Here is a 24,885-nt window from a genome sequence, read left to right as displayed (position 1 = left end):
GAAATACTTGATGCGTGCGGTGCCATATCGCAGCGAAAATAAAGTATGTTCGCTAGCGGACATTTAACATTGTAAATAAAACGATAATTACTTAAAGTAAAGAAATTAACAATTCCAACAGGAATGATTTCTTCGTTCCTGCCCGTGTTTTTATCGGGTCAATACCGAATTACGGTAAACTGGTTCTCCTGCCTTGTCGGCACAGCAATTCGTCCCCAACTACCCTCTCCATGCAGAAAAAAGTCTTTATCAAAACCTTCGGTTGCCAGATGAACGAGTACGACTCGGACAAGATGGTCGATGTCCTTGGCGCCTCGGATGGGTTGGTACGCACCGACAAGCCGGAAGACGCAGACGTCATCCTGCTCAACACGTGCTCGATCCGCGAAAAAGCGCAAGAGAAAGTGTTCTCCGATCTTGGCCGCCTGCGTGAACTCAAGCGCAACAAGCCGGACCTCGTCATTGGCGTGGGCGGCTGCGTTGCTTCGCAAGAAGGCCAGGCCATCATCAAGCGCGCGCCGTTCGTCGATGTCGTGTTCGGCCCTCAAACGCTGCACCGCCTGCCCAAGCTGATCAGCGACCGGCGCGCATCCGGCGTGGCCCAGGTCGACATCGCCTTCCCCGAAATCGAAAAGTTCGACCACCTGCCACCCGCCAAGGTCGACGGCCCCGTGGCGTATGTGTCGATCATGGAAGGTTGCAGCAAGTACTGCAGCTACTGCGTCGTGCCGTACACGCGTGGCGAAGAAGTCTCGCGCCGCTTCGAGGACGTGCTGACCGAGGTCGCGGGTCTGGCCGCGCAAGGCGTCAAGGAAATCATGTTGTTGGGCCAGAACGTGAATGCGTTCCGGGGCGCGATGGAAAACGGCGAGATCGCCGACTTCGCGCTGCTGCTGGAATACATCGCCGAAATCCCCGGCGTCGAGCGCCTACGCTTCGTGACCAGCCACCCGAAAGAATTCAGCCAGCGCCTGATCGACGCCTACGCCAAGATCCCGCAACTGGTGAACCACCTGTACCTGCCCGTGCAGCATGGCTCGGACCGCATCCTGTCGGCCATGAAGCGCGGCTACACGGGCCTCGAATACAAATCGATCATCCGCCGCATCCGCGCGGTGCGTCCCGATATCACGTTCTCGTCCGACTTCATCGTGGGCTTTCCCGGCGAGACCGAGGCCGACTTCGAGGCCATGATGAAACTGGTGGCCGACGTCAATTTCGATAACAGCTTCAGCTTCATCTTCAGCAAGCGCCCCGGCACGCCGGCCGCGAACCTCGACGACGACACGCCGCACGAGGTCAAGCTGGCGCGCCTGCAGCGCCTGCAAGCTCTGATCGACGCCAACACCCGCAAGCACAGCGCCGCCATGGTCGGCACCGTGCAGCGCGTGCTGGTCGAAGGGTATGCCAAAAAAGATGTAACCCAGCTCCAGGGGCGCGCCGAGAACAACCGCGTCGTCCTGTTCCCCGTGGATGCGACCAATGTCCAGCTCATCGGCCAGCTGGTCGACGTGCGCATCAGCGCCAGCCACGATTATTATTTGCGCGGCGAACTCGTCGCCAACCTTGATACGATTGCCATCGCCAGTTGAAAACACAGCCAACCCAGCCCTCGTACTTCATTCCTGAGCCGCTCGACAACACGCGGCTTGCCCACCTGTGCGGTCCACTCGATGAAAACCTGCGCCAGATCTCGGCCGCGCTCGACGTGACCGTATTTCGCCGTGGCGAGAAATTCATCGTCACCGGCGACAACGCCGAGCGCGCCGTCGAATTGCTCGAACGCTTCTACGCGGTCGCCAACAAGGTCGTGCCGATCGAAGAAGTGCAGCTGGCCCTGGTCGAGCAGCGCGCCGGCATCAAGCCGCGCAGCCTCGAGGCGCCCGGCGGCGAGCCGCGCGCCATCAAGGGCGTCAAGGCGGTCAAGGCCGTGCCCGACGTGGCGCAGGCCGACGCGCAGGACGACGTTGCACCCAACGACACCGACAGCCCGGCCCTGAGAACCCGCCGCAGCGATCTGCGCGGGCGCACGCCGCACCAGATCCAGTACCTCAACGATGTGCTGAACCACGACATCGCCTTCGGTGTGGGCCCGGCCGGTACCGGCAAGACCTACCTGGCCGTGGCGTGCGCGGTGGACGCGCTCGAACGCGACGCCGTCAAGCGCATCATCCTGACCCGCCCTGCAGTCGAGGCCGGCGAGCGCCTGGGCTTCCTGCCGGGAGACCTGGCGCAAAAGGTCGACCCGTACCTGCGTCCGCTGTACGACGCGCTGTACGACCTGCTCGGTTTCGACCGCACGCAAAAGCTGTTCGAAAAGCAGATCATCGAGATTGCCCCGCTGGCCTATATGCGTGGCCGCACGCTGAACCACGCGTTCGTCATCCTCGATGAAGCGCAGAACACGACCGTCGAGCAGATGAAGATGTTCCTGACCCGTATCGGCTTTGGCAGCAAGGCCGTGATCACGGGCGACGTCACCCAGGTCGACCTGCACAAGAACCAGCGCAGCGGCCTGGTCGACGCCATGCACGTGCTCAGGGATGTGCGCGGCATCGCGTTTTCCCAGTTCTCGAGCGTGGACGTGGTGCGCCACCCGCTGGTCGGGCGCATCATCGATGCCTACGAATCCGACAATTCGGTGCAGGAACTGGCCGATCTCCCCAAACCGATCCCGGTGAAAAATGCAAGAAAAAAAACATCCGCTTGAACTCGAGGTGCAGTTCGCCGACCCGCGCCTGGAAAGCCTGCTGCCCGAGGCCACCCTGCGTACCTGGGTCGAGTCTGCCCTGCTCGGCCCGGCCGAACTGACGATCCGGTTTGTCGATGCGGCCGAAGGCCAGGCGCTGAACCTGGCGTATCGGGGTAAGGACTACGCGACCAACGTCCTCACCTTCGCCTACAACGAAGATGAAGACCTGGCCGAGGACGATCCGGTCAAGGCCGACATCGTCCTGTGCACCGACGTACTGCAGCGCGAAGCCGACGAGCAGAAGAAAACCGTCGAGGAACACACGGCGCACCTGGTCGTGCACGGCGTGCTGCATGCGCAAGGCTGGGACCACGACAACGACGACGATGCCGAAGAAATGGAACAGTTCGAGCGCGACATCATGGAAGTGCTGGGGTTCCCCGATCCCTACGCGGACTGAGTAAAGTCACCTTGACCTGAGCGGCGGCGTGCCCGCTGCTCAGGCCGCACGCCTGCATCAAAAACAGGCAATGTGCCTTTTGGTGTATCCTACGCCCATCGCAACAACGGCTTCTCGCCAACTATGCCCGAGTATCCCAGTGACGTCCGTCCGGACGCCAAACCCCATCGGTCCCTGCTGGAAAGGTTGACCGCATTCATCTCCCCCGAGCCTGAAAACCGCGCAGAGCTGCTTGAAGTGCTGCACGACGCCCACGAACGCAACCTTCTCGATGCCGACGCCCTGTCGATGATCGAAGGCGTGTTCCAGGTGTCCGACCTGTCTGCGCGCGACATCATGGTGCCCCGTTCCCAGATGGACGTGATCGATATCACGAAGCCCATCGAAGAGTGGATGCCCTACGTGCTCGAGACCGCCCACTCCCGCTTCCCGGCCATCGAAGGTGAACGCGACAAGGTCGTGGGCATCCTGCTGGCCAAGGATTTGCTGCGCTATTACGCCGAAGAATCATTCGACGTGCGCACCAAACTGCGCCCGGCCGTGTTCATTCCGGAATCGAAACGCCTGAACGTGTTGCTGCGCGACTTCCGCGCCAACCACAATCACATGGCGATCGTCGTCGACGAGTATTCCGGCGTGGCCGGCCTGATCACGATTGAAGACGTGCTCGAGCAGATCGTCGGCGACATCGAGGACGAATACGATTTCGACGAAGAAGAAGACAATGTGATCTCGATCCGCGAAGGCCAGCTTGGCCCGCGCTGGCGCGTCAAGGCGCTCACCGAGATCGAACAGTTCAACGACGAAGTCGGCACCAACCTGCCGGACGACGACGTCGACACCGTCGGCGGCCTGGTCGCCAGCCACCTCGGCCACATGCCCCACAAGGGTGAAGTGGTCGATCTGCACGGTGTGCGCTTCGAAGTGCTGCGCGCCGACGCGCGTCAGATTCACGTTCTGCTGGTCGAAAAACTGCCATTGGCGGACGACGAACACGACTGATGCTGCGTCGCCGTACCCAATCAGCCGCAGCGCCGGTCCCGGCGCTGCGCGCAAACAAGCCCTCGGCCCTGCTGCTGCTGGGCGCCGCACTCGCCGGCGCCTCGTCCCTGCTGTCATTCCAGCCTGTTGGCTGGTGGCCGCTGCAATTCCTGTCCCTCGCCTGGCTGTTCTATCAGGTCGGCATGAGCCCGTCCGTCAAGCGCGCCACACTGATCGGCTGGGCTTTCGGCTTTGGCTGGACGCTGGCCGGCGTGCACTGGCTGTACGTCTTCATGACCGATTTCGCCCACTTGCCGGCCGTGCTGGCGGCGGTGGGCTTGACGCTGCTGTGCCTGTACATGGGCTTGTGGGGCGCCTTCACGGCCGGTGTGGCCACCTGGCTGCGCCGCCGCTGGTCGCTGCCGGTGGCCGCGTTCCTGCTGCTGGTGCTGCCCGTAACCTGGGGCGTCTCGGAATGGCTGCGCGGCTGGGTATTCACCGGTTTTCCATGGGCCTCGTCCGGCTACGCGCATGATCTCGCGCCACTGGCTGGTTACGCGCCGCTGATCGGCGTGTACGGCATGGGCATCGTCGTGGGCATCATCGCCGGTTGTTTCGCCATGCTGACCCAGCGCGCGCGCTGGCCGGCCATGGGTTTGATGGCTGCCTTGCTGCTGGGCGGCGCGGGCCTGCGCACGGTCGAATGGACGCAGGATGTCGGTCAGCCGATCAGCGTGCGCCTGTTGCAAGGCAACATCGCGCAAGACCGCAAGTTCGACGCTGAATTCCTGAACAGTATCCTCACGCGCTACCAGGGCCTGATCACGGCGGCGCCGGCCGACCTGATCGCCACGCCCGAAACAGCGATCCCGACCTTCCCGCAACACCTGCCCGACGGTTACCTGGCCGGTCTGCAGCGCTACGCCACCACCAGCGGCAGCACGCTGGCCATCGGCATGCCGCTGCTGGACGGCCCGGGCAAGTACGGCAACAGCCTGGTCACGCTGACGCCGCAGCCCCAGGCCACCGTGTACCGCTACGACAAGGCGCACCTGGTGCCGTTCGGCGAATTCATCCCGCCGGGTTTCCGCTGGGTGACGGACATGCTCGACATTCCGCTGAATGACGCCACCCGTGGTGCCGCGCTGCAGGCACCGTTCGCGGTCAAGGACCAGCTGGTGCTGCCGAATATCTGCTACGAAGACGTGTTCGGCGAAGAAATCGCCTACCAGCTGCGCAATGCGCCGCAACCGGCGACGCTGCTGCTGAACGTGTCGAACCTGTCGTGGTACGGCCAGTCGGTGGCGATCCCGCAGCACCTGCAGATTTCGCGCATGCGCACGCTGGAAACGGGCCGCCCGATGCTGCGCGCGACCAACGACGGCGCCACCGCCATCATCGACCGCCGCGGCAATCTGACGCACGCGCTGCCCTTCTACACGGACGGCATGCTCGCTGCCACCGTGCGCGGCGCGACCGGCATGACGCCGTTCATTCGTCTGGGGAGCGCATCGTTCCTGCTGCTGGGGGCATGCATGCTGCTTGGCGCCTGGTTTGCCGGGCGGCGTTATCTGCGCAAGAAAGCGTAGCGTGGATGGCTCTGCCATCCACGCGGTGATGGTTACCGGTTGATCCGAGGTAGACGAAATCGAAAGCGGCTTCGTCAACCTATGCGTCTTGTTGACGTTATCGATCACCGCGTGGACGGCGTAGCCGTCCACCCTACGCAAAACAGCTCCCAGAGGTGGGAAGAAATTCAGTAGAATTGGCCATTTGGCAAACATACCGCGTTCACGGTCCACGGGCCGCGTTCCACTCGACATGCTCACATTCCAGCAAATCATCCTCACCCTGCAGTCCTACTGGGACAAACAGGGTTGCGCACTGCTCCAGCCCTACGACATGGAAGTCGGCGCCGGCACCTTCCACACCGGTACCTTCCTGCGCGCGATCGGCCCGGAGCCATGGCGCGCCGCCTATGTGCAGCCATCGCGCCGCCCGAAGGATGGCCGTTACGGCGAGAACCCGAACCGCCTCCAGCACTATTACCAGTTCCAGGTTGCGCTCAAACCCGCGCCCGAGAATATCCTCGACCTGTATCTCGGTTCGCTCGAGGCACTGGGCCTGGACCTGAAGAAGAACGATGTGCGCTTCGTCGAGGATGACTGGGAAAGCCCGACGCTGGGCGCCTGGGGCCTGGGCTGGGAAGTCTGGCTCAACGGGATGGAAGTCACGCAGTTCACCTACTTCCAGCAAGTGGGCGGGCTCGATTGCAAGCCGGTGCTGGGCGAGATCACGTACGGCATCGAGCGCCTGGCCATGTACCTGCAGGGCGTCGAGAACGTGTACGACCTGGTCTGGACCGAGTGGCAGGAAGACGGCAAGACCAAGAGCCTGAGCTATGGCGACGTGTTCCACCAGAACGAGGTCGAGCAGTCGACCTACAACTTCGAACACTCCAACACCGAGATGCTGTTCCAGGCGTTCGCCAACCACGAATCGGAAGCCAAGCGCCTGGTCGAACTGGCGCTGACGCTGCCGGCCTACGAGCAGATCATGAAGGCCTCGCACAGCTTCAACCTGCTGGACGCGCGCGGCGCCATTTCCGTGACCGAGCGCGCCGCCTACATCGGCCGCGTGCGCACGCTGTCGCGCCTGGTGGCGCAAGCCTATTACGACTCGCGCGAAAAGCTGGGCTTCCCGATGGTACCAAAAGCTGACGTCACCGCTGCTTGATAAGAACAGAACAGACCATGAACCAAACACTCCTCGTCGAACTGCAGACCGAAGAACTGCCGCCGAAGGCGCTCGTCAAGCTGGGCGCTGCTTTTTCCGCCGGCATCGCGAATGGCCTCAAAGCGCGCGACTTCCTCGAAGCCGACAGCGTCGTCACGACGTACGCCACGCCACGCCGCCTGGCCGTCTCGATCACGAACGTGCGCGATACGTCACCTGACAAAGCGATCCGCGAAAAAGTGCTGCCGGTGACGGTAGCCCTGGACAAGGAAGGCAATCCAAGTGCGCCGCTGGCCAAGAAGCTGGCGGCACTGGGCTTTCCCGACCTGACGATCGACCAGCTCGAACGCGCCCCGGATGGCAAGACCGAAAGCTTCTTCTATACCTACACCGCCGCCGGCAGTGCGCTCACCGGCGCGCTGCAGGACGTGCTGCAGGATGCAGTGGGCAAGCTGCCGATCCCGAAGCTCATGAGCTACCAGCGTCCGAACGGCGACACCGTGCAGTTCGTGCGCCCGGTGCACCGGCTGCTCGCGCTGCACGGCGAGCAGGTGCTGCCACTGACGCTGCTCGGCCTGACGGCCGGCCGCGAGACCGCCGGCCACCGCTTCCTGTCGCATGGCGGCGCCATCACGATTGCGCACGCCGATCAGTACGCGAACACGCTGGAAACCGAGGGCAAGGTCATCACGTCGCCGCAGGCGCGCAAGGACAGCATCCGCGCCCAGTTGCTGGAACAGGCAGGCGCCGACCAGGTCCTGATGCCCGAGTCGCTGCTCGATGAAGTCGCGGCCCTGGTCGAATGGCCGGTCGTGTACGAATGCCGCTTCGAAGAAGAATTTTTGGCCGTGCCGCAGGAATGCCTGATCCTGACGATGCAGACGAACCAGAAATACTTCGCGCTGACCGATGCCGACGGCAAGCTGCGCTCGCGCTTTCTGATCGTGTCGAACATCGCGACGGACGACGCGTCCGCGATCGTCGGCGGCAACGAGCGCGTCGTGCGCCCGCGCCTGTCGGATGCCAAGTTCTTCTTCGAGCAGGACAAGAAGAAAACGCTCGAGTCGCGCCTGCCGGCACTCAGCAACGTCGTGTACCACAACAAACTGGGCTCGCAGGCCGAACGCAGCGAGCGCGTGACCAAGCTGGCCATGTACATCGCCACGCGCCTGGGTTTTGACGCGTCGCTCGCCGAACGCGGCGCGCGCCTGTCGAAGGCCGACCTCTTGACCGACATGGTCGGCGAGTTCCCGGAACTGCAAGGCATCATGGGCACGTACTACGCGCGCCACGATGGCGAGCACGATGAAGTGGCGCGCGCGGCGTCCGAGCACTACCAGCCGCGCTTTGCCGGCGACACCTTGCCGACCACCGATACCGGCCTGGCCGTCGCACTGGCCGACAAGCTCGAAACGCTGGTGGGCATCTGGGCCATCGGCCTGCAGCCAACGGGCGAAAAAGACCCGTTCGCGCTGCGCCGCCACGCGCTGGGCATCATGCGCATGCTGGTTGAAAAGCGCCTGCCGCTCGAACTGTCCGACATGCTGCGCGATGCGGTCACGACGTTTGCCGACCAGCCGGCGTTCAAGGACCCGAGTACGGAGGTCACGGCCTTCATGCTCGACCGCCTGCGCGGCCTGCTGCGCGACCGCGGCTTCTCGCCGAACGAAGTCGAAGCCGTACTGGCCCAGAACCCCGACCGCGTCGACGACGTCGTGCAGCGTCTGGAAGCCGTGCAGGCGTTTGCTGCGCTGCCCGAAGCCGCCTCGCTCGCCGCCGCCAACAAGCGCATCACCAACATCCTCAAGAAGAACGAGGAAGCACTGGCGCAAGCCGGCGCGGTCGATCCGGCCCTGCTGCAGGACCAGGCCGAGAAAGACCTGGCCGCTGCCGTCACGCGGGTGCAGCCAGCCGTCGATGCGGCGTTTGCCGCAGGCGACTTTGCCGGCACGCTCAAGACGCTGGCAGAGCTGCGCGAGCCGGTCGACGCGTTCTTCAACGACGTGATGGTCATGGCCGACGACATTGCGCTGCGCAACAACCGCCTGGCGTTGCTGGCGTCGTTGCACGGCATGATGAACCGCGTGGCCGACATCTCGAAGCTGGCGACGTAAGCACCGCATGCAGGCACCCCCGATGAAACTCATCATTCTCGACCGGGACGGCGTGATCAACCACGACTCGCCCGACTTCATCAAGTCGCCGGCCGAGTGGATCCCGATCCCCGGCTCGCTCGAGGCCATCGCCCGCCTGAACCAGGCGGGCTATCGGGTGGTGCTGGCGACGAACCAGTCGGGCATCGCGCGCGGCCTGTTTGACATCGCCACGCTCAATGCCATCCACGCCAAGATGCATGCAGCGGCGCAGCTGGTAGGCGCCGACATCGACGCCATCTTCTTTTGCCCGCACGCGGCGCTCGATGCCTGCGACTGCCGCAAGCCCAAGTCGGGCATGTTCGAAGAAATCGGCAAGCGCTTCAAGATCAACCTGAAAGGCGTACCCACGGTGGGCGACTCGCTGCGCGACCTGCAGGCGGGCTTCAACCGCGGCTGCACGCCCTATCTGGTCCTTACCGGCAAGGGTGAGCGCACGCAGATGACGGGCGGCCTGCCGCCCGGCACGAAGGTCTACCCGGACCTGGCCGCGATGGTCAGCGCCCTGCTCAAGCCCGCCGGCGCCACTGGTGCTGGCGCTGCCCAGGCGTCATAATCAATACAACACCACGATAAGAATAACCAGATCGTTTTGTCCGGAGCCCCTTTGCGTAATTTCAGTCTGTTTCTGCGTTCCCTGCTGTTCACGGTCGTCATGATGGTGGCGACCATCATCTGGGCTTCACTGTGCTTCCTGGCAGCCCCCCTGCCCTACAATCAGCGCTTCTGGTTCACCTCGCGCTGGAACGTCTTCATCATCTGGTGCGCGCGCGTCATCTGCGGCATCCGCTACGAATTCAAGGGCTACGACAACCTGCCCGACGCACCGGCCATCGTGCTCTCGAAGCACCAGTCGGCGTGGGAGACGATCTTTCTGCTGCCGAACCTGACCCGTCCCCTGGTCTACGTCTTCAAGAAGGAAATCCTGTACATCCCGTTCTTCGGCTGGGCCATGGGTTTGCTGCGCATGATCCCGATCGACCGCAAGCAGGGCAAGAACGCGTTCTCGCACGTGGTGCGCCACGGTAAACGCCGCCTGCTAGACGGCCAGTGGATTATCATGTTCCCCGAAGGTACCCGCATCCCGGTGGGCCGCAAGGGCAAGTACAAGAGCGGCGGCGCGCGCCTGGCGGTCGAGACCCAGGCAGTGGTGGTGCCGATCGCGCATAATTCGGGCGAGTGCTGGCCCAAGAATTCGTTCATCAAACGGCCCGGAACGATCACGGTATCGGTCGGCAAACCGATATCGCCGCAAGGCCATACCCCTGACAGCCTGATGCAAGAGGTAGAAAATTGGATAGAATCGGAAATGCGCGTCATTTCGCCCCACGCCTACAAAGGTGGTTGAGCGACGTTAGCACCCAGATCAGGAATTCGCGTCCGCAGCAAACGGCGGCGTCGTCGAAGATCGACGGCGACCAGCTCGAGCTGTTTGCACAAGAATTCTTTGCGGCGCTCAAGCCTTCCGACAGGCCGGCGCCGCCGTCCCAGCCATTGTTCAAGGCGCCGCCGGCGCCGCCCCGCACCAGGCTTCCTTCGCCGCCCGTCGGCCCGCAAGACCCTCCCCTCAAACGCATCGCGCTCGGCCAGCACTACGTCGACTACGCGCTGCGCCGTTCGTCGCGCCGCTCGATCGGCTTCATGATCGACGACGACGGCCTGCGCGTGACCGCGCCGCGCCGCGTGACGCAGGACGACATCGAGAATGCGCTGCGCGCCAAAAGCCGCTGGATCATCACCAAGCTGCTCGAACGGGGCGAGCGGCGCGAACTGCGCCAGCAACGCGCGCCGGTCGTGTGGGTCGATGGCGCCCTGCTGCCGTTCATGGGCGGCGAAATCACACTGCGCCTTGAGCCGGCCACGCGCAGCCATTGCCGGTTTGATGAAGCCACGCGCGAACTGGCAATCGGCGTGGTGCCAGGGCTGGCCGAATGGCAGCTCAAGGAACGGGTCAAGCTGTGGTTCCAGGCAGAGGCCAAGCGGGTGTTCACCGAGCGCCTGGACCACTACGCGCCGCGCCTGAACGTGCGCTACAAAACCTGCACGCTGTCGTCGGCCGGCTCACGCTGGGGTTCGTGCACGGTGGGCGGGAGCATTCGCCTGAACTGGCGCCTGATCCACTATCCGCTGGCGCTGATCGATTACGTGGTCGCGCACGAACTGGCGCACCTGCGCGAGATGAACCACAGCCCGGCGTTCTGGGCGACGGTGGCCGAGGTGTATCCGGATTACGATGGTGCGCGCCTGGCGCTGCGCAAGCAGTCGCACCAGATGCCGGTATTGTTTGACGAGTAGACAGACCGCTGGCCTGCCTGGTTCACGCCGGTCAGCGCCGGCGCAGTATCGTGATCAGTGCAGACTCAATGCATGGCGCGCGGCCGCCAGATCGCGCATGGTGGCAGTCTGTTGCTGCGACAGGCAACGAAACGGGATCGGCAACGTGCCCCGCTTGAGCACCATCATGAAGCCGCGCGAGTAGGTACGCACGGCGGCCACGTCGGCCCATTCGATCAGCGTGACGCCACCACTGGTGCGCACGATGCCGTGCGCGTCGATGGTGAATTCATAGGTGCGGCGCCCGCGCCCGAGCAGCACGAAGTTCAGCCCCGCGCTCAGCGTGCTGCGCAGGCGCAGCAGAAAGCTGGCAGGCCAGCGCACGCGCCGGCGACGGATCAGGAAGCCCCCGTGCTGCCACATGAAGCTGACGTATTCGCTCAGCGAATAGCGGACGAAAAAATGCAATGCATCGAGCGGCAGCACGCTTGCCGTTTGCTGCTTTGCCGGCGCGTGGTCGGCCGGGCCTGAGCCCAGGATCGTTCCCAGCGTGTCGACTACCCCTTCCTGGACCCGAAGAGACACTGGCTCTCCATCACTGCCCGGTGTCGCGCGATTCAATGACAACATGGCGCATCCCCTTTAGTTTTGTAGCGTGCAGATGGGAATGGTAACAAAACCTACCCAATAAGCCGTTGCACGAGTTCAACAGTGCGCAGGGTTGCCCCGCGGTGGCGACCGGCAAACGCCAGCGCCCTGGCGCCCATCGCCCCGCGCGCCGCATCGTCGTGCAGCAGCCGCGCGGCTTCCCTGACGAGCGCGTCGGCGTCGGGCACGCGCAAGGCAGCGCCGCCATCGACCGCATCGATCGTCGCGTCCAGAAAGTTGAACGTGTGTTCGCCCACCAGCACCGGCTTGCCCAGTGCGCAGGCTTCGATCAGGTTCTGGCCGCCCAGCGGCAGCAGGCTGCCGCCGATATAGGCGCAGTCGCAGGCGGCGTAATAGGCGAACATCTCGCCCATTGAGTCACCCAACAGCACGTCGGCGTCGATGCCGGCGGTGTTGTCAGCATCGAGCTGCGAGCGGCGCGCAAGCGTCAAACCGCCTGCCTCGACCAGCTTCGCCACGTCATCAAAGCGCTGCGGATGGCGCGGCACCAGCAGCAGCAGTGCGTTCTGCGGCTTGTCGCGGTTCTGCCGCCACGCTTCCAGGATCAGCGCTTCTTCGCCTTCGCGCGTGCTCGCGCACAAAAACACCGGGCGGCGCCCCGCGCCATCGATGCGCGTGCGCAGCCAGGCGCCCTTCTCCAGCGCGCTCGGCGGCGGCACGATGTCGAACTTGACGCTGCCGGTGACGACGACGTTTGGCGCGCCCAGCGACACAATGCGCGCCGCATCGGCGTCGGTCTGCGCCGCCACCATCGTGAACGAGCGCGCGGCCTCGAGCATCACGGCGCCGGCCTTGCGGCCCCGCTTGAGCGAGCGTTCGGACAGGCGCGCATTGGCCAGCACGATTGGCACGTTTTGCCGCGTGCAGGCGTGGATCAGGTTGGGCCAGACCTCGGTCTCCATCAGGATGCAAGCGCGCGGGCGATAACGGCGCAGGAAGCGGGTCGTCATCCATCCCGTGTCGTATGGCAGGTAGGCCTGCACGACGCGCTCGCCGTGGCGCGCAAACAGGTCGCGCCCAGTGGCGCGGCCGGTCGGCGTCATGTGGGTCAGCAGGATGCGGCACTCGGGATACGCCAGCAGCAGCGCATCGACCAGCGGCTCGCTGGCGCGCGTCTCGCCCACCGACACCGCATGCACCATGATCGTGGGCCGCTCGCCGGCAGTGGGGCCGCCAAGGGACAGGCGCTCGTCCCAGTGCGCGCGATAGCCCGGCTCCTTGCGCCCGCGCCACCATAGCCGGCCCAGCACCGCCGGCATGGCCAGCCACCAGAGGCTTGAGTACAGCGTGCGGTTCATGTCATGCCGGCGCCAGCAGGCGCCGTGCTGCTGCGATGACGTCGGCGCTTGACGGCGGCGCGCCCAGGTCGCCCAGGTTGACGATGCAATCGGACCAGTTGCCCTCGGTCTTCCACTTCGGCGAATCGCAGTAGATTTCGATCGTCGGCCGCACGAAGGCGGCGGCGATATGGGTCAGGCCCGTGTCGACGCCCACTGCAAGGCGCGCATGCTGCGCCAGCAGAACAGCATCCATCATCGACAGTTTTGGCAGCACGCGGGCATTGGGAATCGCTGCCGCCAGCGCCTGGGCATCCTCGTGTTCGGCCTGCGAGCCCCATGGCAGCAGCACCGGCATCGGTGCGAGCGCCGCGCCCAGTGCGATCCAGTTGGCATCCGCCCACTTCTTGGCCGCGCGCGCCGTGCCATGGAAAAAGACCGCGTAGTCGTCGTGCGGCAAAAACGCCGGCCGCGTGGCTGGCGTTGGCGCCGGCAACCCAAACTCGGGGGCCGAGTCGACGCTGTAGTCGAGCGCAGCGCCCGCGACCATGCGCCCGCGTGCCACGGCATGGGTGCGCGGATTCAACGGGATGCTGTCGGTATGGAAGATGCGCGAGATGCCTTCATAGCCCGAGCCTTCACTGCCGTTGGCCAGGCCGACTTTTTTACCACCCTTGCGCACGCGCGCCGCGCCCATGATGATGCCGGTCTTGAGCAGACCCTGGGTGTCGAACACGTAGTCGTATTCGTCTTCGCGCAGCGTGCGGAAGAACGCGCGGATTTCAGCCCGCGTTTCTTGCTTGCCCAGGCTCTTGCGCCAGCGGCGCAGCGACCACGGGATGATCTTGCGCACATGGGGATTCAGGCGCACGAGGCTCACGTAACCCTCTTCGACCACCCAGTCGATCGTGGCGCCCGGATGCTCACGCAGCAGGTCGGCCACCATCGGCAGGTTATGCAGCACGTCGCCCAGCGACGACACGCGCACGAGCAGGATCTTCAAGCGCGTATCCTCAGAACGGCAGGTCGGCATCTGGCTTGGCGGCCAGGATCACGGTCTTGAACTCGGCCTGGATGCGCGCCAGTGCTTCCGGCGATTCGCCTTCGAAGCGCAGCACGACGACCGGCGTCGTGTTCGACGAACGGGCCAAGCCGAAGCCATCGGCGTACTCGACGCGCAGGCCGTCGATGTCGTTGATTTTTTCGGACGTCGGGAACGTGGCGTTGGCGCGCAGGTGGTCGATCAGCGTGAAGTTCTCGCCCTCTTGCAGCTGCAGGTGCAGTTCCGGGGTGCTACTGGCCATTGGCAGGCTGTTGAGCAGCGCCGACGGATCCTGCTGCTTCGTCAGGATCTCGAGCATGCGCGCGCCGGCATACATGCCGTCGTCGAAGCCGTACCAGCGCTCCTTGAAGAAGATATGGCCGCTCATCTCGCCGCCCAGCGGCGCGCCGGTTTCCTTCAGCTTGGCCTTGACCAGCGAGTGGCCCGTTTTCCACATCAGAGGCTTGCCGCCATGCTGCTCGATGTACGGCGCCAGGTGGCGCGTGCACTTGACGTCATACAGGATCTCGCCACCAGGCACGCGCGACAGCACGTCGGCCGCGAACAGCATCATCTGGCGGTCCGGGAAGATGATCTGGCCATCCTTGGTGACGATGCCGAGGCGGTCGCCGTCGCCGTCGAAGGCCAGGCCGATTTCGGCGTCGGTTTCTTGCAGCGCGCGGATCAGGTCTTGCAGGTTTTCCGGGTGCGCCGGGTCAGGATGGTGGTTCGGGAACGTGCCGTCGACCTCGCAGAACAGCTCGACCACTTCGGCGCCCATGCCGCGATACAGGTCGCCCGCGAACGCACCGGCCACGCCGTTGCCGCAGTCGACCGCGATCTTGATCGGGCGCGCCAGCTTGACGTCGCCGATGATGCGCTCGAGGTAGGCAGCGCGGATGTCGTGCGTGCTGTAGCCGCCGCGCTGCGCTGCGATCGCGCCGTCATACGCGGCGATGCTGTCGTGCAGACCGGTGATGGCGTCGCCGTAAATGGCTTCGCCGGCCAGGACCATCTTGAAGCCGTTGTAGTCAGGCGGGTTGTGGCTGCCGGTGACCATGATGCCCGAGCGGGTGTCGAGCACGTTGGTGCCGAAATAGACCATTGGCGTGGCGACCATGCCCAGGTCGATCACGTCGACGCCAGCGTCACGCAAGCCTTCGCTCAAGGCGCCGGCCAGTTCAGGGCCGGACAGGCGGCCATCGCGGCCGATTACGACACGGCTCTCTCCCTTGGTCAGCGCGGCGGCGCCGAAGGCACGACCGATATGACGCGCGATGCCGGCGTCCAGGGTCTTGTCGATGATGCCGCGAATATCGTAGGCCTTGAAAATCGTTTTGGAGAGAGCGACCATGTTGTTTCCTGGAATATTGGAGGATTGATAAGTAACCACTATTGTAACGGCAAGCGTGGCGGACGGGGGAATGGCGCACGTGCGCAAGCCTGGCCGTAAGCCGCACGAAAAAATAGGGGAATAATAGGGTGAATAACACGGGGAATATCGGGAAATCACCGGGGCCGCGGATGGGCGCCGGAGTCGATGGCAGCAGGCCATCGGCGCCGGCGCTGGAGAAGCGCGCGGCGCATGCTCCGCGTGGCGGAGCACCAAGACTGCTTAGACGCGCAGGTCGTCGATCAACTTGCCGCCGTCAACCCATTCCTTGACCCACTTTGGTTGACGGCCACGGCCGGTCCACTGCTGGTTGCCATCCTGCGGGTGACGGTAACGCACGGCGACGGTCGCGCCTTTCGAACCGCGGCCGGTGGTGGCCATCAGTTCTTTCAGCGGCATGCCGACGCTTTGCGCGATTGCCAGGATTTGTTCGCGTGCTTTCTGCACTTCCTGGGTTTCACGCGTTTTCATTTCCTGCTTGATTTGTTCTTGCAGGTTGCGCAAATCGCCTACCGACATATTCGACAGATCCATCATCGTTCCTCGTTCGTTAAAAAATTGAATGCAGATTCAGCAATTGCTGACGATCGGTGAATACTCACCAAATGTCGCAATATACTACAACAATAATATTCGGTCAGTCTTTCTTGCTTAAAAAAAGCCAGCGTGGCGACTTGAATCGAACGATACGCCCGTACAACCAGAGGTAACTGATTATGAACAACAGACAGAACACCATCAATGCGCCCGTGCTTTCCCAGAACACCGTCGCCGGTATCACAGCCAGCAATGAAATCAGCCATAAATAAGGCGAGGTGCGGGCATTGCGTTTCATCAGTGCGCGGGCCTCGCGCGGCCCCACGGTCCATTGCACGATGCGCCGAAAAATCAAACTGTGCAAGTGAATACCGTCGGGCAGTGTTGGTGATTTGCCGCGCACAAACATGCGGCGGTATGCAGAGAATATGGTTTCAAACGCAGGGTAAATCAGCAATAGCGCCGCATACCAGGTAGAGACAGCCGGATTGCGCATCACCAGCAGCAGCGCCAGCTCGCCCAGCAGGAAGCCAAGGAAATACGCGCCCCCATCGCCCAGGAAAATCAGGCCGACCGGATAATTCCAGATCAGGAAGCCCGCCGTGGCCCCGGCGATGATCAAAGCCGCCACCAGCACGAACATATCCCCCACCTGCAAGGCGACGTACGACAGTGACAGCAGCATGAAAATGCTGATCACGCCCGCCAGGCCATTGAAACCGTCGATGATATTGATGGCATTGGCCACGCCAGCCACGGCAACCATCGTCAATGGCAGCACGATCCAGATGGATTCGAGTGGCACCACCATCCAGGGCAAGTCGAGGCGGCCAATACGCGCATCGAGCAGCCAATACCCAAAGCCTGCCGCAAGCATCGTCAGGAACAGGCGCCGGCTCGGCGAAACCTTTCCCGTATAGTCTTCGGCAATACCGCCGGCCAGGGCAATCGTGGCGCAGGCAATCAGGGTTGCCAGCCAGGCCGCCATTTGCGGCTGGCGCAAGATGGATAAACCGGACGCCACCACCACCGCCAGAAAGATGGGAATACCGCCGATGCGCGCAACCGCATGCGTATGATTTTTCTGTACGCCGGTAAAATCACCATCGAGTCCCAGGCCATGTTTTCGCGCGGTCTTGATGACCAGCAGCGTGAGCAATGCGCAGGAAAGGAAACTGACAAAAAACGAGAACATTATTGTTTTCTTTCGGAGCGATTCTTGTGCAGCGCTCCGCGAAGGAAGCGAATTGGCGCAGCCACGATACGCTATTCATCAATGGAAAGCCGGCCTCATTGTACCGGACTGGACGTGGATGCCGGCGCGCGTATTTATGTTTTCACCCGCTTGCGCGGCGACGCAAAAAACTTCCCTGACGCGTAAAATCATTTAGTATCCGCCAGAGCATCATATGCTCCATTTTTCATAACGCCAGGCAGCAGGACGGCAATGTTCTGCCAGAACAAGAATATGACCACTTACGCCATTGGCGACCTCCAGGGCTGCGCACATGAAGCGCAGCTGCTGCTTGACCGCATCGCCCTCGTCGCGGGCGACGACGCGCGCATCCTGTTCGTGGGTGACCTCATCAACCGCGGCCCCGAATCGCTGATGGCGCTGCGGCGCATGAAAGCACTCAACGAATCGAGCGGCGGGCGCGTCGATGCCCTGCTCGGCAACCACGACCTGCACCTGATCGCAGTGGCCGGCGGCGCCCAGCGCCTGAGCCGCTCCGACACCCTCGACGAAATCCTGGCCGCCCCCGACCGCGATGAACTCATCGCCTGGCTGCGCGCGCGGCCGCTGGCGATGTTCGTCGACAATCACTTGCTGGTGCACGCCGGCGTGGCCCCGCAATGGGATGCCGCGCAGACGATGGCGCTGGCCGGTGAAGTCGAACGCATGCTGCAGGGCGACGGCTGGCTCGACTTTTTGAGCCAGATGTACGGCAACCAGCCCGAACGCTGGGACGACAATCTGACGGGCATCGAGCGCCTGCGCTGCATCGTCAATGCTCTCACGCGCATGCGCCTGTGCGCGCCAGACGGCGCGATGGATTTCAAGCACAAGGAATCCGACACCGGCCCGGTCGGCAGCGACCTGCTGCCATGGTTCGACCTGCCGGCGCGCCGCACGCAGGACGTGACGGTGGTGTTCGGCCACTGGTCCGCGCTAGGCGTGGTGCAGCGACCCAACCTGGTCGGGCTGGACAGCGGCTGCGTCTGGGGCGGCAAGCTAACGGCCGTGTGCCTGGATGACCGCACGCTGCTGCAGGTGGATTGTCCCGAATACCGCGAGCACGGCGGCAAGCAGCGCTGAATCAGCGTGGGACTGCGGTGGCTACTGCGTTCGCCACCGCCTCCTGCGATGCCTGCGCCAGTTCACGCCGGTGCGCACCAAGGCTTTCCAGGGGCGCCAGACAGGTCAGGCGCGCCGTGACGGGCGGTCCCTGCAAAATCCGGAACAGGCTGTCGACAAAGGTCGTCTCGCCGATGTACTCGATGGACGGATGGTGCGCGCCGTCGGCGCCGACATAGGCCAGCGCATACGGCTGCACCGGCACGCCAGCGTCGACCGCCGCCTCGAACAGGTTGGCGTGAAACGGCAGCACCTGGCCTTGCAGGCCGGTCGTCCCTTCCGGGAACAGCGCGACGCGCTCCCCCTTCTGCAGCACATCCACCAGTCCCTTGAACACGTGGCGCAACTCGCGCCGGTTGCCGCGCGCGATGAACACGGTGCCGGCACCGGCGGCCAGACGCCCCATCACGGGCCATTCGCGAATCTCGGCCTTGGCCACGAACCGGCACGGGCTCAACGCATTGATGACGAAGATGTCGAGCCACGACACGTGGTTGGCCACCACCAGCGCGTGCGCGAGCGCGGGCACGCCCAGCGCCGGCGCGACCTGCACGCGGCACAGGCGCAGCAGGCGCGCGGACCAGCCACGCGTCAGGCGCGCGCGCTGGCTGGGCGAGGCAAAGGGAAACACCAGCGCGCACGTCGCCAGTCCTTCGCACAGATGGACGGTAACGCGCGCGAGGCGCCAGGCAAGCCGGATATTCAATGTGGTGGGCGCCGTGAAGGCGCGCGCTCCAGGCGAAGCGCGCACCGTGGTGGAATCAACGCTGGTAGGCCACGCGGCCGCGCACGACCGTCGCGCGCACCTGCCCAGCCAGCTCGTAGCCGAGGAATGGCGTGTGCTTGCCCTGGCTGGCCAGCGCCTTGCCGTCGACCAGCCAGCGCGCAGCTGGATCGAACAGCACGACATCGGCCGCGGCGCCCACACCCAGCGTGCCAGCCGGCAGGCCGGCAATGCGCGCCGCCTCGCAGGTGACCTTGCCAAGTGCCAGCGCCAGCGCGCCCTGTGCATCCTGCGCGCCGTGCGGCTGGTCCTGCGCCCACTTGAGCGTGAGCGCCAGCAGCAGCTCCAGGCCCGTGGCGCCGGGCGAGGCTTCGCCGAATGGCAGCAGCTTTTCGTCGTCGTCCACTGGCGTGTGGTCGGAGCAGATCGCATCGACCGTGCCATCGACGAGCGCGGCGCGGATCGCGTCGCGGTCGCGCTGCGAGCGCAGCGGCGGCGTGAGGCGCGCGTTGGAATCGAAGAAGCCAATATCGGCGTCCGTCAGGTGCAGATGGTGTACGCCCACGTCGACCGTCAGGTTCAGGCCTTCTTTCTTTGCAGCGCGAATCAGGTCCAGGCCTGCAGCGGACGAAATCCGGCACAGGTGCACGCGCGCGCCCGTGGAGCGCATCAGCTCGAAGATCGTGTGCAGCGCGATGGTCTCGGACATCACGGGCACGCCGGACAGGCCGAGGCGCGAGGCCAGCGGACCGGCATGGGCCACGCCGCCACGGCCGATGTGCGCGTCCTGCGGGCGCAGCCAGACGGTGTAGTCGAAGGTCTTGGCGTACTGCATCGCGCGCAGCAGCACGTTGGTGTCGAGGATGGGTTCCTCGGCCTGCGCAAAGCCGATGCAGCCGGCTTCGGTCAGTTCGGCCATCTCGGTCAGCGCCTGCCCTTTCAGGCCCACGGTCAGTGCGCCCAGCGGGTGCACATTGGCCTGGTCGACGATGCGCGCGCGGTGCTTGAGCATTTCGACCAGACCCGGTTCGTCGAGCACCGGGTCGGTGTCGGGCGGGCAGACCAGCGTGGTCACGCCGCCCTGCATCGCCGCCTGCAGCTCGGATTCGAGCGTGGCCTTGTATTCGTAGCCCGGCTCGCGCAGGCGCGCCGACAGGTCGACCAGGCCCGGGGCGACCACGAGGCCGCTCGCATCGATGCTCTGGTCAGCCGTGAAGCCTTGGGGGGCGACGCCAAGCGCCGCGATCTTGCCGTCGACGATGAACAGGTCTTGCACGGCGTCGACGCCGTTCGCCGGGTCGATCACGCGCCCGTTCTTGATATGGAGTTTCATGCGTGGGTTCCTGCCAAAATGCTCATCACTGCCATGCGTACCGCGATCCCGAACGTCACCTGCGGCAGGATCACCGCCTGGCTGCCATCGGCCACCGCCGAGTCGATCTCGACACCGCGGTTCATCGGCCCCGGGTGCATCACGATTGCATCGGGTTTGGCCAGCGCCAGGCGCTCGGGCGTCAGGCCGTAGCTCTTGAAGTACTCTTGCGCCGACGGCAGCAGCGCGCCGCTCATGCGCTCGTTCTGCAGGCGCAGCATGATGATCACGTCGACGTCCTTCAGCCCCTCATTGATGTTGGTGAAGGTGCGCACGCCCATCTGATCCAGGCCGCCCGGCAGCAGCGTGTGCGGGCCGATGGCGCGCACTTCGGGCACGCCCAGCGTGGTCAGCGCATGGATGTCCGAACGGGCCACGCGGCTGTGCAGGATGTCGCCGACGATCGCCACGCGCAGGTTCGTGAAGTCTTTCTTGTAGTGCCGGATCGTGTACATGTCGAGCAGGCCCTGGGTCGGGTGCGCGTGGCGCCCGTCGCCGGCATTGACGACGTGGACATCCGAACGGGTCCGGTTCAAGTGCTGCGCAATCATGTACGGCGCGCCCGACTGCGCGTGGCGCACCACGAACATGTCGGCGTGCATCGCGGCCAGGTTGTCGATCGTGTCGAGCAGCGACTCGCCCTTGGTGGTCGACGAGGCCTGGATGTTCAGGTTGATGACGTCGGCCGACAGGCGCTTGGACGCGATCTCGAACGTGGTGCGAGTGCGCGTCGAATTTTCGAAGAACAGGTTGAACACGCTCTTGCCGCGCATGAGCGGGACCTTCTTGACTTCGCGGTCGGAGATCCCCACGAAGCTCGATGCGGTGTCGAGGATGTGGTCGATGTGCGACTTCTTGAGGCCCTCGATGGTGAGCAGGTGCTGCAGCTCGCCGTTTTTGTTCAGTTGCGGATTATTGTGCAGGATCGGCATTGTCTTGTTCGATGGTAAGCGAAAGTTGGCCTGTCTCATCGCGCTGCAGGCACAGCGACTCGTTGGCGTCGAGCACGGTGTGGGCACCGACGAAATCGGCGGCCACCGGCAGCTCGCGCCCGCCCCGGTCGGCCAGTGCGGCCAGGCGGATGCAGGCCGGACGGCCGTAGTCGAACAGCACGTTGATCGCCGCGCGCGTGGTGCGGCCGGTCTGCAGCACGTCGTCGACCAGCACCACGGTGGCGCCGTCGACCGCGAAGCGGATGTGGGTTGGTTTCACGTCCGGGTGCAGGCCCTTGCGCGCATAGTCGTCGCGGTAGAACGAGACGTCGATGGAGCCGAGACGGTGCGTCAGGTCGAGGTCGCGCGCAAGGCGCTCGGCCAGCCAGGCGCCGCCCGAATGGATGCCGACGATGGCCGGTTCGGCGACGCCGTCCAGGCCTGCGCGGACCTGGGCCAGCAGCTCGCGGTAGAGCGCTTCGGCATCGAATGCGTGTTTGTTGGTGGGCATAGGGTTAGCGTGATGCGTCAAAATACTGTTGCAAAATAATGGCGGCCGCCTTGTCGTCGATGACGTCGCCGCGCTTTGAAGCGATCACGGCCGACGAATAACGTTCATCGACCAGTTCGACGGGCAGGTTGAAGCGGCCATGCAGCTGGTTGGCAAAGCGGCGGCTGCGCAAGGTCATGTCGTGCTCGGCGCCATCGGGATGGCGCGGCTCGCCCACGATCAGGCGCGCCGGCTGCCATTGGGCGATCAGCTCGCCAATGATCTGGAAGCGGGTGGCGTTGTCGATCGCACTGACGACTTTCAAAGGCTGGGCCTGCCCGGTCAGGGTGTTGCCCATGGCAATGCCGATCCGCTTGATGCCGAAGTCGAAGCCCAGAACGATATCAACCATGCACACGTTTCTTGTATGGGAGCGCCTTACGCATGGCCGGCTTCGGTGGCGAGCATCAGGGGATCGATACCCAGCAGCTTGATGGCAGCGTGGTAGCGCTCTTCGATCGGCAGGTCGAACAGCACGCGCGCGTCGGCGCCCACCGTCAGCCAGCCATTGCGCGAAATTTCTTCTTCGAGCTGGCCCGGGCTCCAGCCGGCATAGCCGATGGAGACGAGCATGCGCGCCGGGCCACCGCCGTTGGCGACGGCCTCGAGCACGTCGATCGAGGTGGTAAACGAGACGTCGTCAGTGACGGTCAGCGACGACGAATAGCGCCCACCCGGCGAATGCAGCACGAAGCCGCGGTCGTCCTGCACGGGGCCGCCAAACATGATCGGCTCGTCGACGACGGTGGCGCGCAAACCTTCGGCCAGCTTGAGGTCGACACGGTCGAACAGGGTTTCCATCGTCATGTCGGTCGGCTTGTTGATGACCACGCCGAGCACGCCCTTGTCGTTGTGCTCGCAGACATAGACGACGGTGCCACCGAAGACGGGATCCTGGATCGACGGCATGGCGATCAGGAAGTGGTTTGCCAGGTTCAGACCGGATGCTGCAGGGCCCGCCATGGTGGGGGAGCCATCCTGCTCACGGGGCATGCCCGGCATGGGAAGAGTTTGGCCAAATTTGGTTTTTTTCATACGATTGCTCTCAAAAGGCGCACTCTCGCGTTGTTACTTCTGTTGAACGGCTGCCAAGTATCTGCAGAACAACCTTACGCTTTTCGACAGTTTACACCCATTTGCCCCTGAGGCCATTGGAAGCATTCCTCGGGCGCCACACGTTTCGATGATGGGCAGTAAAATCTGGATCCGCCTTGACCTCGCACACGATGATGAATTTAAGCAAGTCTTTAGTCTGGTTTCGCCGTGATCTGCGCGCGTTCGACCACGCCCCCCTGCACCACGCCCTGCGTTCGTCGCAGCAGGTGTATTGCGTGTTCGTGTACGACACCGACATCCTCGATGAGTTGCCAAAGGATGACCGGCGTCTGCGTTTCATCCATGCCAGCCTGGCCCAGCTCGACACCGAACTGCGTCGCCTTGGAGGCTACCTGATCGTGCGCCACGGCAGCGCGCGCGATGAAGTCGTTGCTTTAGCGGAAGAACTCGGGATCGATGCCGTGCATGCCGGCACCGACCATGAACCGTCGGCCATTGCCCGCGATCTCGCCGTGGCCGAACAACTGGCCAAGCGCAACTGCGCCTTCCATACCTACAAGGACCAGGTCATCTTCGAGAAACAGGAAGTGCTCACGCTCGCCGGTGGCGTGTTCTCCGTGTTTACGCCGTACAAGAATGCCTGGCTCAAGCGCCTGGCGGCCCATCCCGAGACGCTGGCCACCTACCCGGTCGATGCCCATGCGGATGCGTTCGCGCCGCCCACTGGTGCGCCGGCCGCCCTGCCGGCCCTGGAAGACATCGGCTTCACGTCGGGCGAGCCGCCACTGCCTGCCGGGATGGATGGGGCCGAGGCGATGTTCGAGGCGTTTGTGACCGAGATGGCCGACTATGGCCGTGCGCGCGACTTCCCGGCCGAAGAAGGCACGTCACGGCTGTCGGCCCACCTGCGCTTTGGCACCACGTCCATCCGCCATCTGGTGCGCAGCGCGCGCGACATGGTGCAGTCGGGCACCGGCGGGACCGGTGCGTCCGTGTGGCTGTCGGAACTGATCTGGCGCGACTTCTACGCGATGGTGCTGTCGCAGAACCCGCACGTGGTCGAACGTTCGTTCAAGCCGGCGTTCGACGCAGTCGAGTGGGAAACCGGGGCCGAAGCCGACGCACTGTTCGCGGCCTGGTGCGAGGGCCGCACCGGGTATCCGCTGGTCGATGCGGCGATGCTGCAGCTGAACCAGACGGGCTTCATGCACAACCGGCTGCGGATGGTCACGGCGAGCTTTTTGACCAAGGATCTGGGGATCGACTGGCGCCGCGGCGAGCGCTATTTCGCGCGCCAGCTCAATGACTACGAGCTGGCCTCGAACAACGGCGGCTGGCAGTGGGCGGCGTCGACCGGGTGCGATGCGCAGCCGTGGTTCCGGATCTTCAATCCGGTCACGCAATCGACGCGCTTTGACGCACGCGGGGAGTTCATCCGGCGCTACCTGCCGCAACTGGCAAAGCTCGACGGCAAGCAGATTCACGCGCCGTGGCTGGTGAAGCCGGATGTGCTGGCAGAGCGCGGGGTGGTGCTGGGACGGGATTATCCGGCGCCGGTCGTGGAGCACGACGCGGCGCGACAGCGCACGCTGGAGCGCTTTGCGGTGGTGAAGAAAGTGGTGGCGAAGGCAGAGGACGAGAAGGACGACGCGAACGACGACTGAACGCCGTCGCTACGGCG

The 24,885-nt window shown here is 64.1% G+C and carries 24 protein-coding genes; 12 read left to right on the top strand and 12 right to left on the bottom strand.

Annotated features, from left to right (window positions below):
- Positions 1-230 precede the first annotated feature (230 nt).
- From miaB to HD842_RS19120, 10 genes are all read left to right on the top strand, one after another.
- Positions 231-1,592, top strand: coding sequence for a tRNA (N6-isopentenyl adenosine(37)-C2)-methylthiotransferase MiaB (gene miaB / locus HD842_RS19165; RefSeq protein WP_183556341.1), 1,362 nt, complete (start codon positions 231-233; stop codon positions 1,590-1,592).
- On the top strand, positions 1,589-2,710 hold the full coding sequence (locus HD842_RS19160; RefSeq protein ID WP_183556340.1) for a PhoH family protein: 1,122 nt from the start codon (positions 1,589-1,591) through the stop codon (positions 2,708-2,710). Before miaB ends, HD842_RS19160 begins: the two co-directional genes overlap by 4 nt.
- The gene (ybeY, locus tag HD842_RS19155) at positions 2,685-3,152 is read left to right on the top strand and encodes an rRNA maturation RNase YbeY (RefSeq protein WP_183556339.1); all 468 of its coding nucleotides are present in this window, start codon (positions 2,685-2,687) and stop codon (positions 3,150-3,152) included. The genes HD842_RS19160 and ybeY overlap by 26 nt, the downstream gene beginning before the upstream one ends.
- Before the next feature lie 123 nt (positions 3,153-3,275).
- Entirely contained in the window at positions 3,276-4,154 is an 879-nt protein-coding gene (locus HD842_RS19150) for an HlyC/CorC family transporter (protein WP_183556338.1), read from the top strand.
- A complete protein-coding gene (lnt, locus tag HD842_RS19145) occupies positions 4,154-5,722 on the top strand; it encodes an apolipoprotein N-acyltransferase (RefSeq protein WP_183556337.1) in 1,569 nt (522 codons plus the stop codon). Before HD842_RS19150 ends, lnt begins: the two co-directional genes overlap by 1 nt.
- 232 nt (positions 5,723-5,954) lie before the next feature.
- Positions 5,955-6,869, top strand: coding sequence for a glycine--tRNA ligase subunit alpha (gene glyQ / locus HD842_RS19140; protein ID WP_183556336.1), 915 nt, complete (start codon positions 5,955-5,957; stop codon positions 6,867-6,869).
- A gap of 17 nt (positions 6,870-6,886) precedes the next feature.
- Positions 6,887-8,983: a glycine--tRNA ligase subunit beta gene (gene glyS / locus HD842_RS19135; RefSeq protein WP_183556335.1), complete on the top strand. Its 2,097-nt coding sequence runs from the start codon at positions 6,887-6,889 to the stop codon at positions 8,981-8,983.
- 22 nt (positions 8,984-9,005) lie between these two features.
- The gene (gmhB, locus tag HD842_RS19130) at positions 9,006-9,578 is read left to right on the top strand and encodes a D-glycero-beta-D-manno-heptose 1,7-bisphosphate 7-phosphatase (RefSeq protein WP_183556334.1); all 573 of its coding nucleotides are present in this window, start codon (positions 9,006-9,008) and stop codon (positions 9,576-9,578) included.
- A gap of 51 nt (positions 9,579-9,629) precedes the next feature.
- Positions 9,630-10,370, top strand: coding sequence for a lysophospholipid acyltransferase family protein (locus HD842_RS19125; protein ID WP_183556333.1), 741 nt, complete (start codon positions 9,630-9,632; stop codon positions 10,368-10,370).
- Positions 10,367-11,317, top strand: coding sequence for a M48 family metallopeptidase (locus tag HD842_RS19120; protein ID WP_221290720.1), 951 nt, complete (start codon positions 10,367-10,369; stop codon positions 11,315-11,317). The genes HD842_RS19125 and HD842_RS19120 overlap by 4 nt, the downstream gene beginning before the upstream one ends.
- 54 nt (positions 11,318-11,371) lie before the next feature.
- Here the strand turns inward: HD842_RS19120 and HD842_RS19115 are convergent, their stop codons facing one another.
- From HD842_RS19115 to HD842_RS19090, 6 genes are all read right to left on the bottom strand, one after another.
- The gene (locus HD842_RS19115) at positions 11,372-11,881 is read right to left on the bottom strand and encodes a YcxB family protein (protein WP_370660856.1); all 510 of its coding nucleotides are present in this window, start codon (positions 11,879-11,881) and stop codon (positions 11,372-11,374) included.
- 95 nt (positions 11,882-11,976) lie between these two features.
- The gene (gene waaA / locus HD842_RS19110) at positions 11,977-13,263 is read right to left on the bottom strand and encodes a lipid IV(A) 3-deoxy-D-manno-octulosonic acid transferase (RefSeq protein WP_183556331.1); all 1,287 of its coding nucleotides are present in this window, start codon (positions 13,261-13,263) and stop codon (positions 11,977-11,979) included.
- Position 13,264: 1 nt separating this feature from the next.
- The gene (gene waaC, locus HD842_RS19105) at positions 13,265-14,245 is read right to left on the bottom strand and encodes a lipopolysaccharide heptosyltransferase I (protein ID WP_229424832.1); all 981 of its coding nucleotides are present in this window, start codon (positions 14,243-14,245) and stop codon (positions 13,265-13,267) included.
- A gap of 10 nt (positions 14,246-14,255) precedes the next feature.
- Positions 14,256-15,638, bottom strand: a complete 1,383-nt coding sequence (locus HD842_RS19100) for a phosphomannomutase/phosphoglucomutase (protein WP_183556329.1) — start codon at positions 15,636-15,638, stop codon at positions 14,256-14,258.
- A gap of 261 nt (positions 15,639-15,899) precedes the next feature.
- Positions 15,900-16,211: an H-NS histone family protein gene (locus tag HD842_RS19095; RefSeq protein WP_183556328.1), complete on the bottom strand. Its 312-nt coding sequence runs from the start codon at positions 16,209-16,211 to the stop codon at positions 15,900-15,902.
- 103 nt (positions 16,212-16,314) lie between these two features.
- Positions 16,315-17,409 (bottom strand): MraY family glycosyltransferase, encoded by a 1,095-nt coding sequence (locus HD842_RS19090; RefSeq protein WP_183556327.1) that lies wholly within the window; start codon positions 17,407-17,409, stop codon positions 16,315-16,317.
- 273 nt (positions 17,410-17,682) lie between these two features.
- Here HD842_RS19090 and HD842_RS19085 point away from each other — a divergent pair, with 273 nt between their 5' ends.
- Positions 17,683-18,531, top strand: coding sequence for a symmetrical bis(5'-nucleosyl)-tetraphosphatase (locus HD842_RS19085; RefSeq protein ID WP_183556326.1), 849 nt, complete (start codon positions 17,683-17,685; stop codon positions 18,529-18,531).
- Position 18,532: 1 nt separating this feature from the next.
- Here HD842_RS19085 and HD842_RS19080 read toward each other — a convergent pair whose 3' ends face one another.
- Genes HD842_RS19080 through HD842_RS19055 form a run of 6 tightly spaced genes read right to left on the bottom strand, consistent with a single transcriptional unit; the run spans position 18,533 to position 23,183 of the window.
- Entirely contained in the window at positions 18,533-19,276 is a 744-nt protein-coding gene (locus HD842_RS19080) for a lysophospholipid acyltransferase family protein (RefSeq protein ID WP_183556567.1), read from the bottom strand.
- 55 nt (positions 19,277-19,331) lie between these two features.
- The gene (locus HD842_RS19075) at positions 19,332-20,627 is read right to left on the bottom strand and encodes a dihydroorotase (RefSeq protein WP_183556325.1); all 1,296 of its coding nucleotides are present in this window, start codon (positions 20,625-20,627) and stop codon (positions 19,332-19,334) included.
- On the bottom strand, positions 20,624-21,598 hold the full coding sequence (locus HD842_RS19070; protein WP_183556324.1) for an aspartate carbamoyltransferase catalytic subunit: 975 nt from the start codon (positions 21,596-21,598) through the stop codon (positions 20,624-20,626). Before HD842_RS19070 ends, HD842_RS19075 begins: the two co-directional genes overlap by 4 nt.
- A complete protein-coding gene (gene pyrR, locus HD842_RS19065; protein WP_183556323.1) occupies positions 21,579-22,109 on the bottom strand; it encodes a bifunctional pyr operon transcriptional regulator/uracil phosphoribosyltransferase PyrR in 531 nt (176 codons plus the stop codon). Before pyrR ends, HD842_RS19070 begins: the two co-directional genes overlap by 20 nt.
- A 4-nt stretch (positions 22,110-22,113) precedes the next feature.
- Entirely contained in the window at positions 22,114-22,500 is a 387-nt protein-coding gene (gene ruvX, locus HD842_RS19060; protein WP_183556322.1) for a Holliday junction resolvase RuvX, read from the bottom strand.
- A gap of 26 nt (positions 22,501-22,526) precedes the next feature.
- The gene (locus HD842_RS19055) at positions 22,527-23,183 is read right to left on the bottom strand and encodes a YqgE/AlgH family protein (RefSeq protein ID WP_370660855.1); all 657 of its coding nucleotides are present in this window, start codon (positions 23,181-23,183) and stop codon (positions 22,527-22,529) included.
- 194 nt (positions 23,184-23,377) lie between these two features.
- Here HD842_RS19055 and HD842_RS19050 point away from each other — a divergent pair, with 194 nt between their 5' ends.
- A complete protein-coding gene (locus tag HD842_RS19050; RefSeq protein WP_183556321.1) occupies positions 23,378-24,868 on the top strand; it encodes a cryptochrome/photolyase family protein in 1,491 nt (496 codons plus the stop codon).
- Positions 24,869-24,885: the final 17 nt, after the last annotated feature.

The sequence above is a fragment of the Massilia aurea genome (assembly GCF_014200505.1).
GTDB classification, from domain to species: domain Bacteria; phylum Pseudomonadota; class Gammaproteobacteria; order Burkholderiales; family Burkholderiaceae_D; genus Telluria; species Telluria aurea_B.
This window is presented reverse-complemented; position numbering and strand designations above follow the sequence as displayed.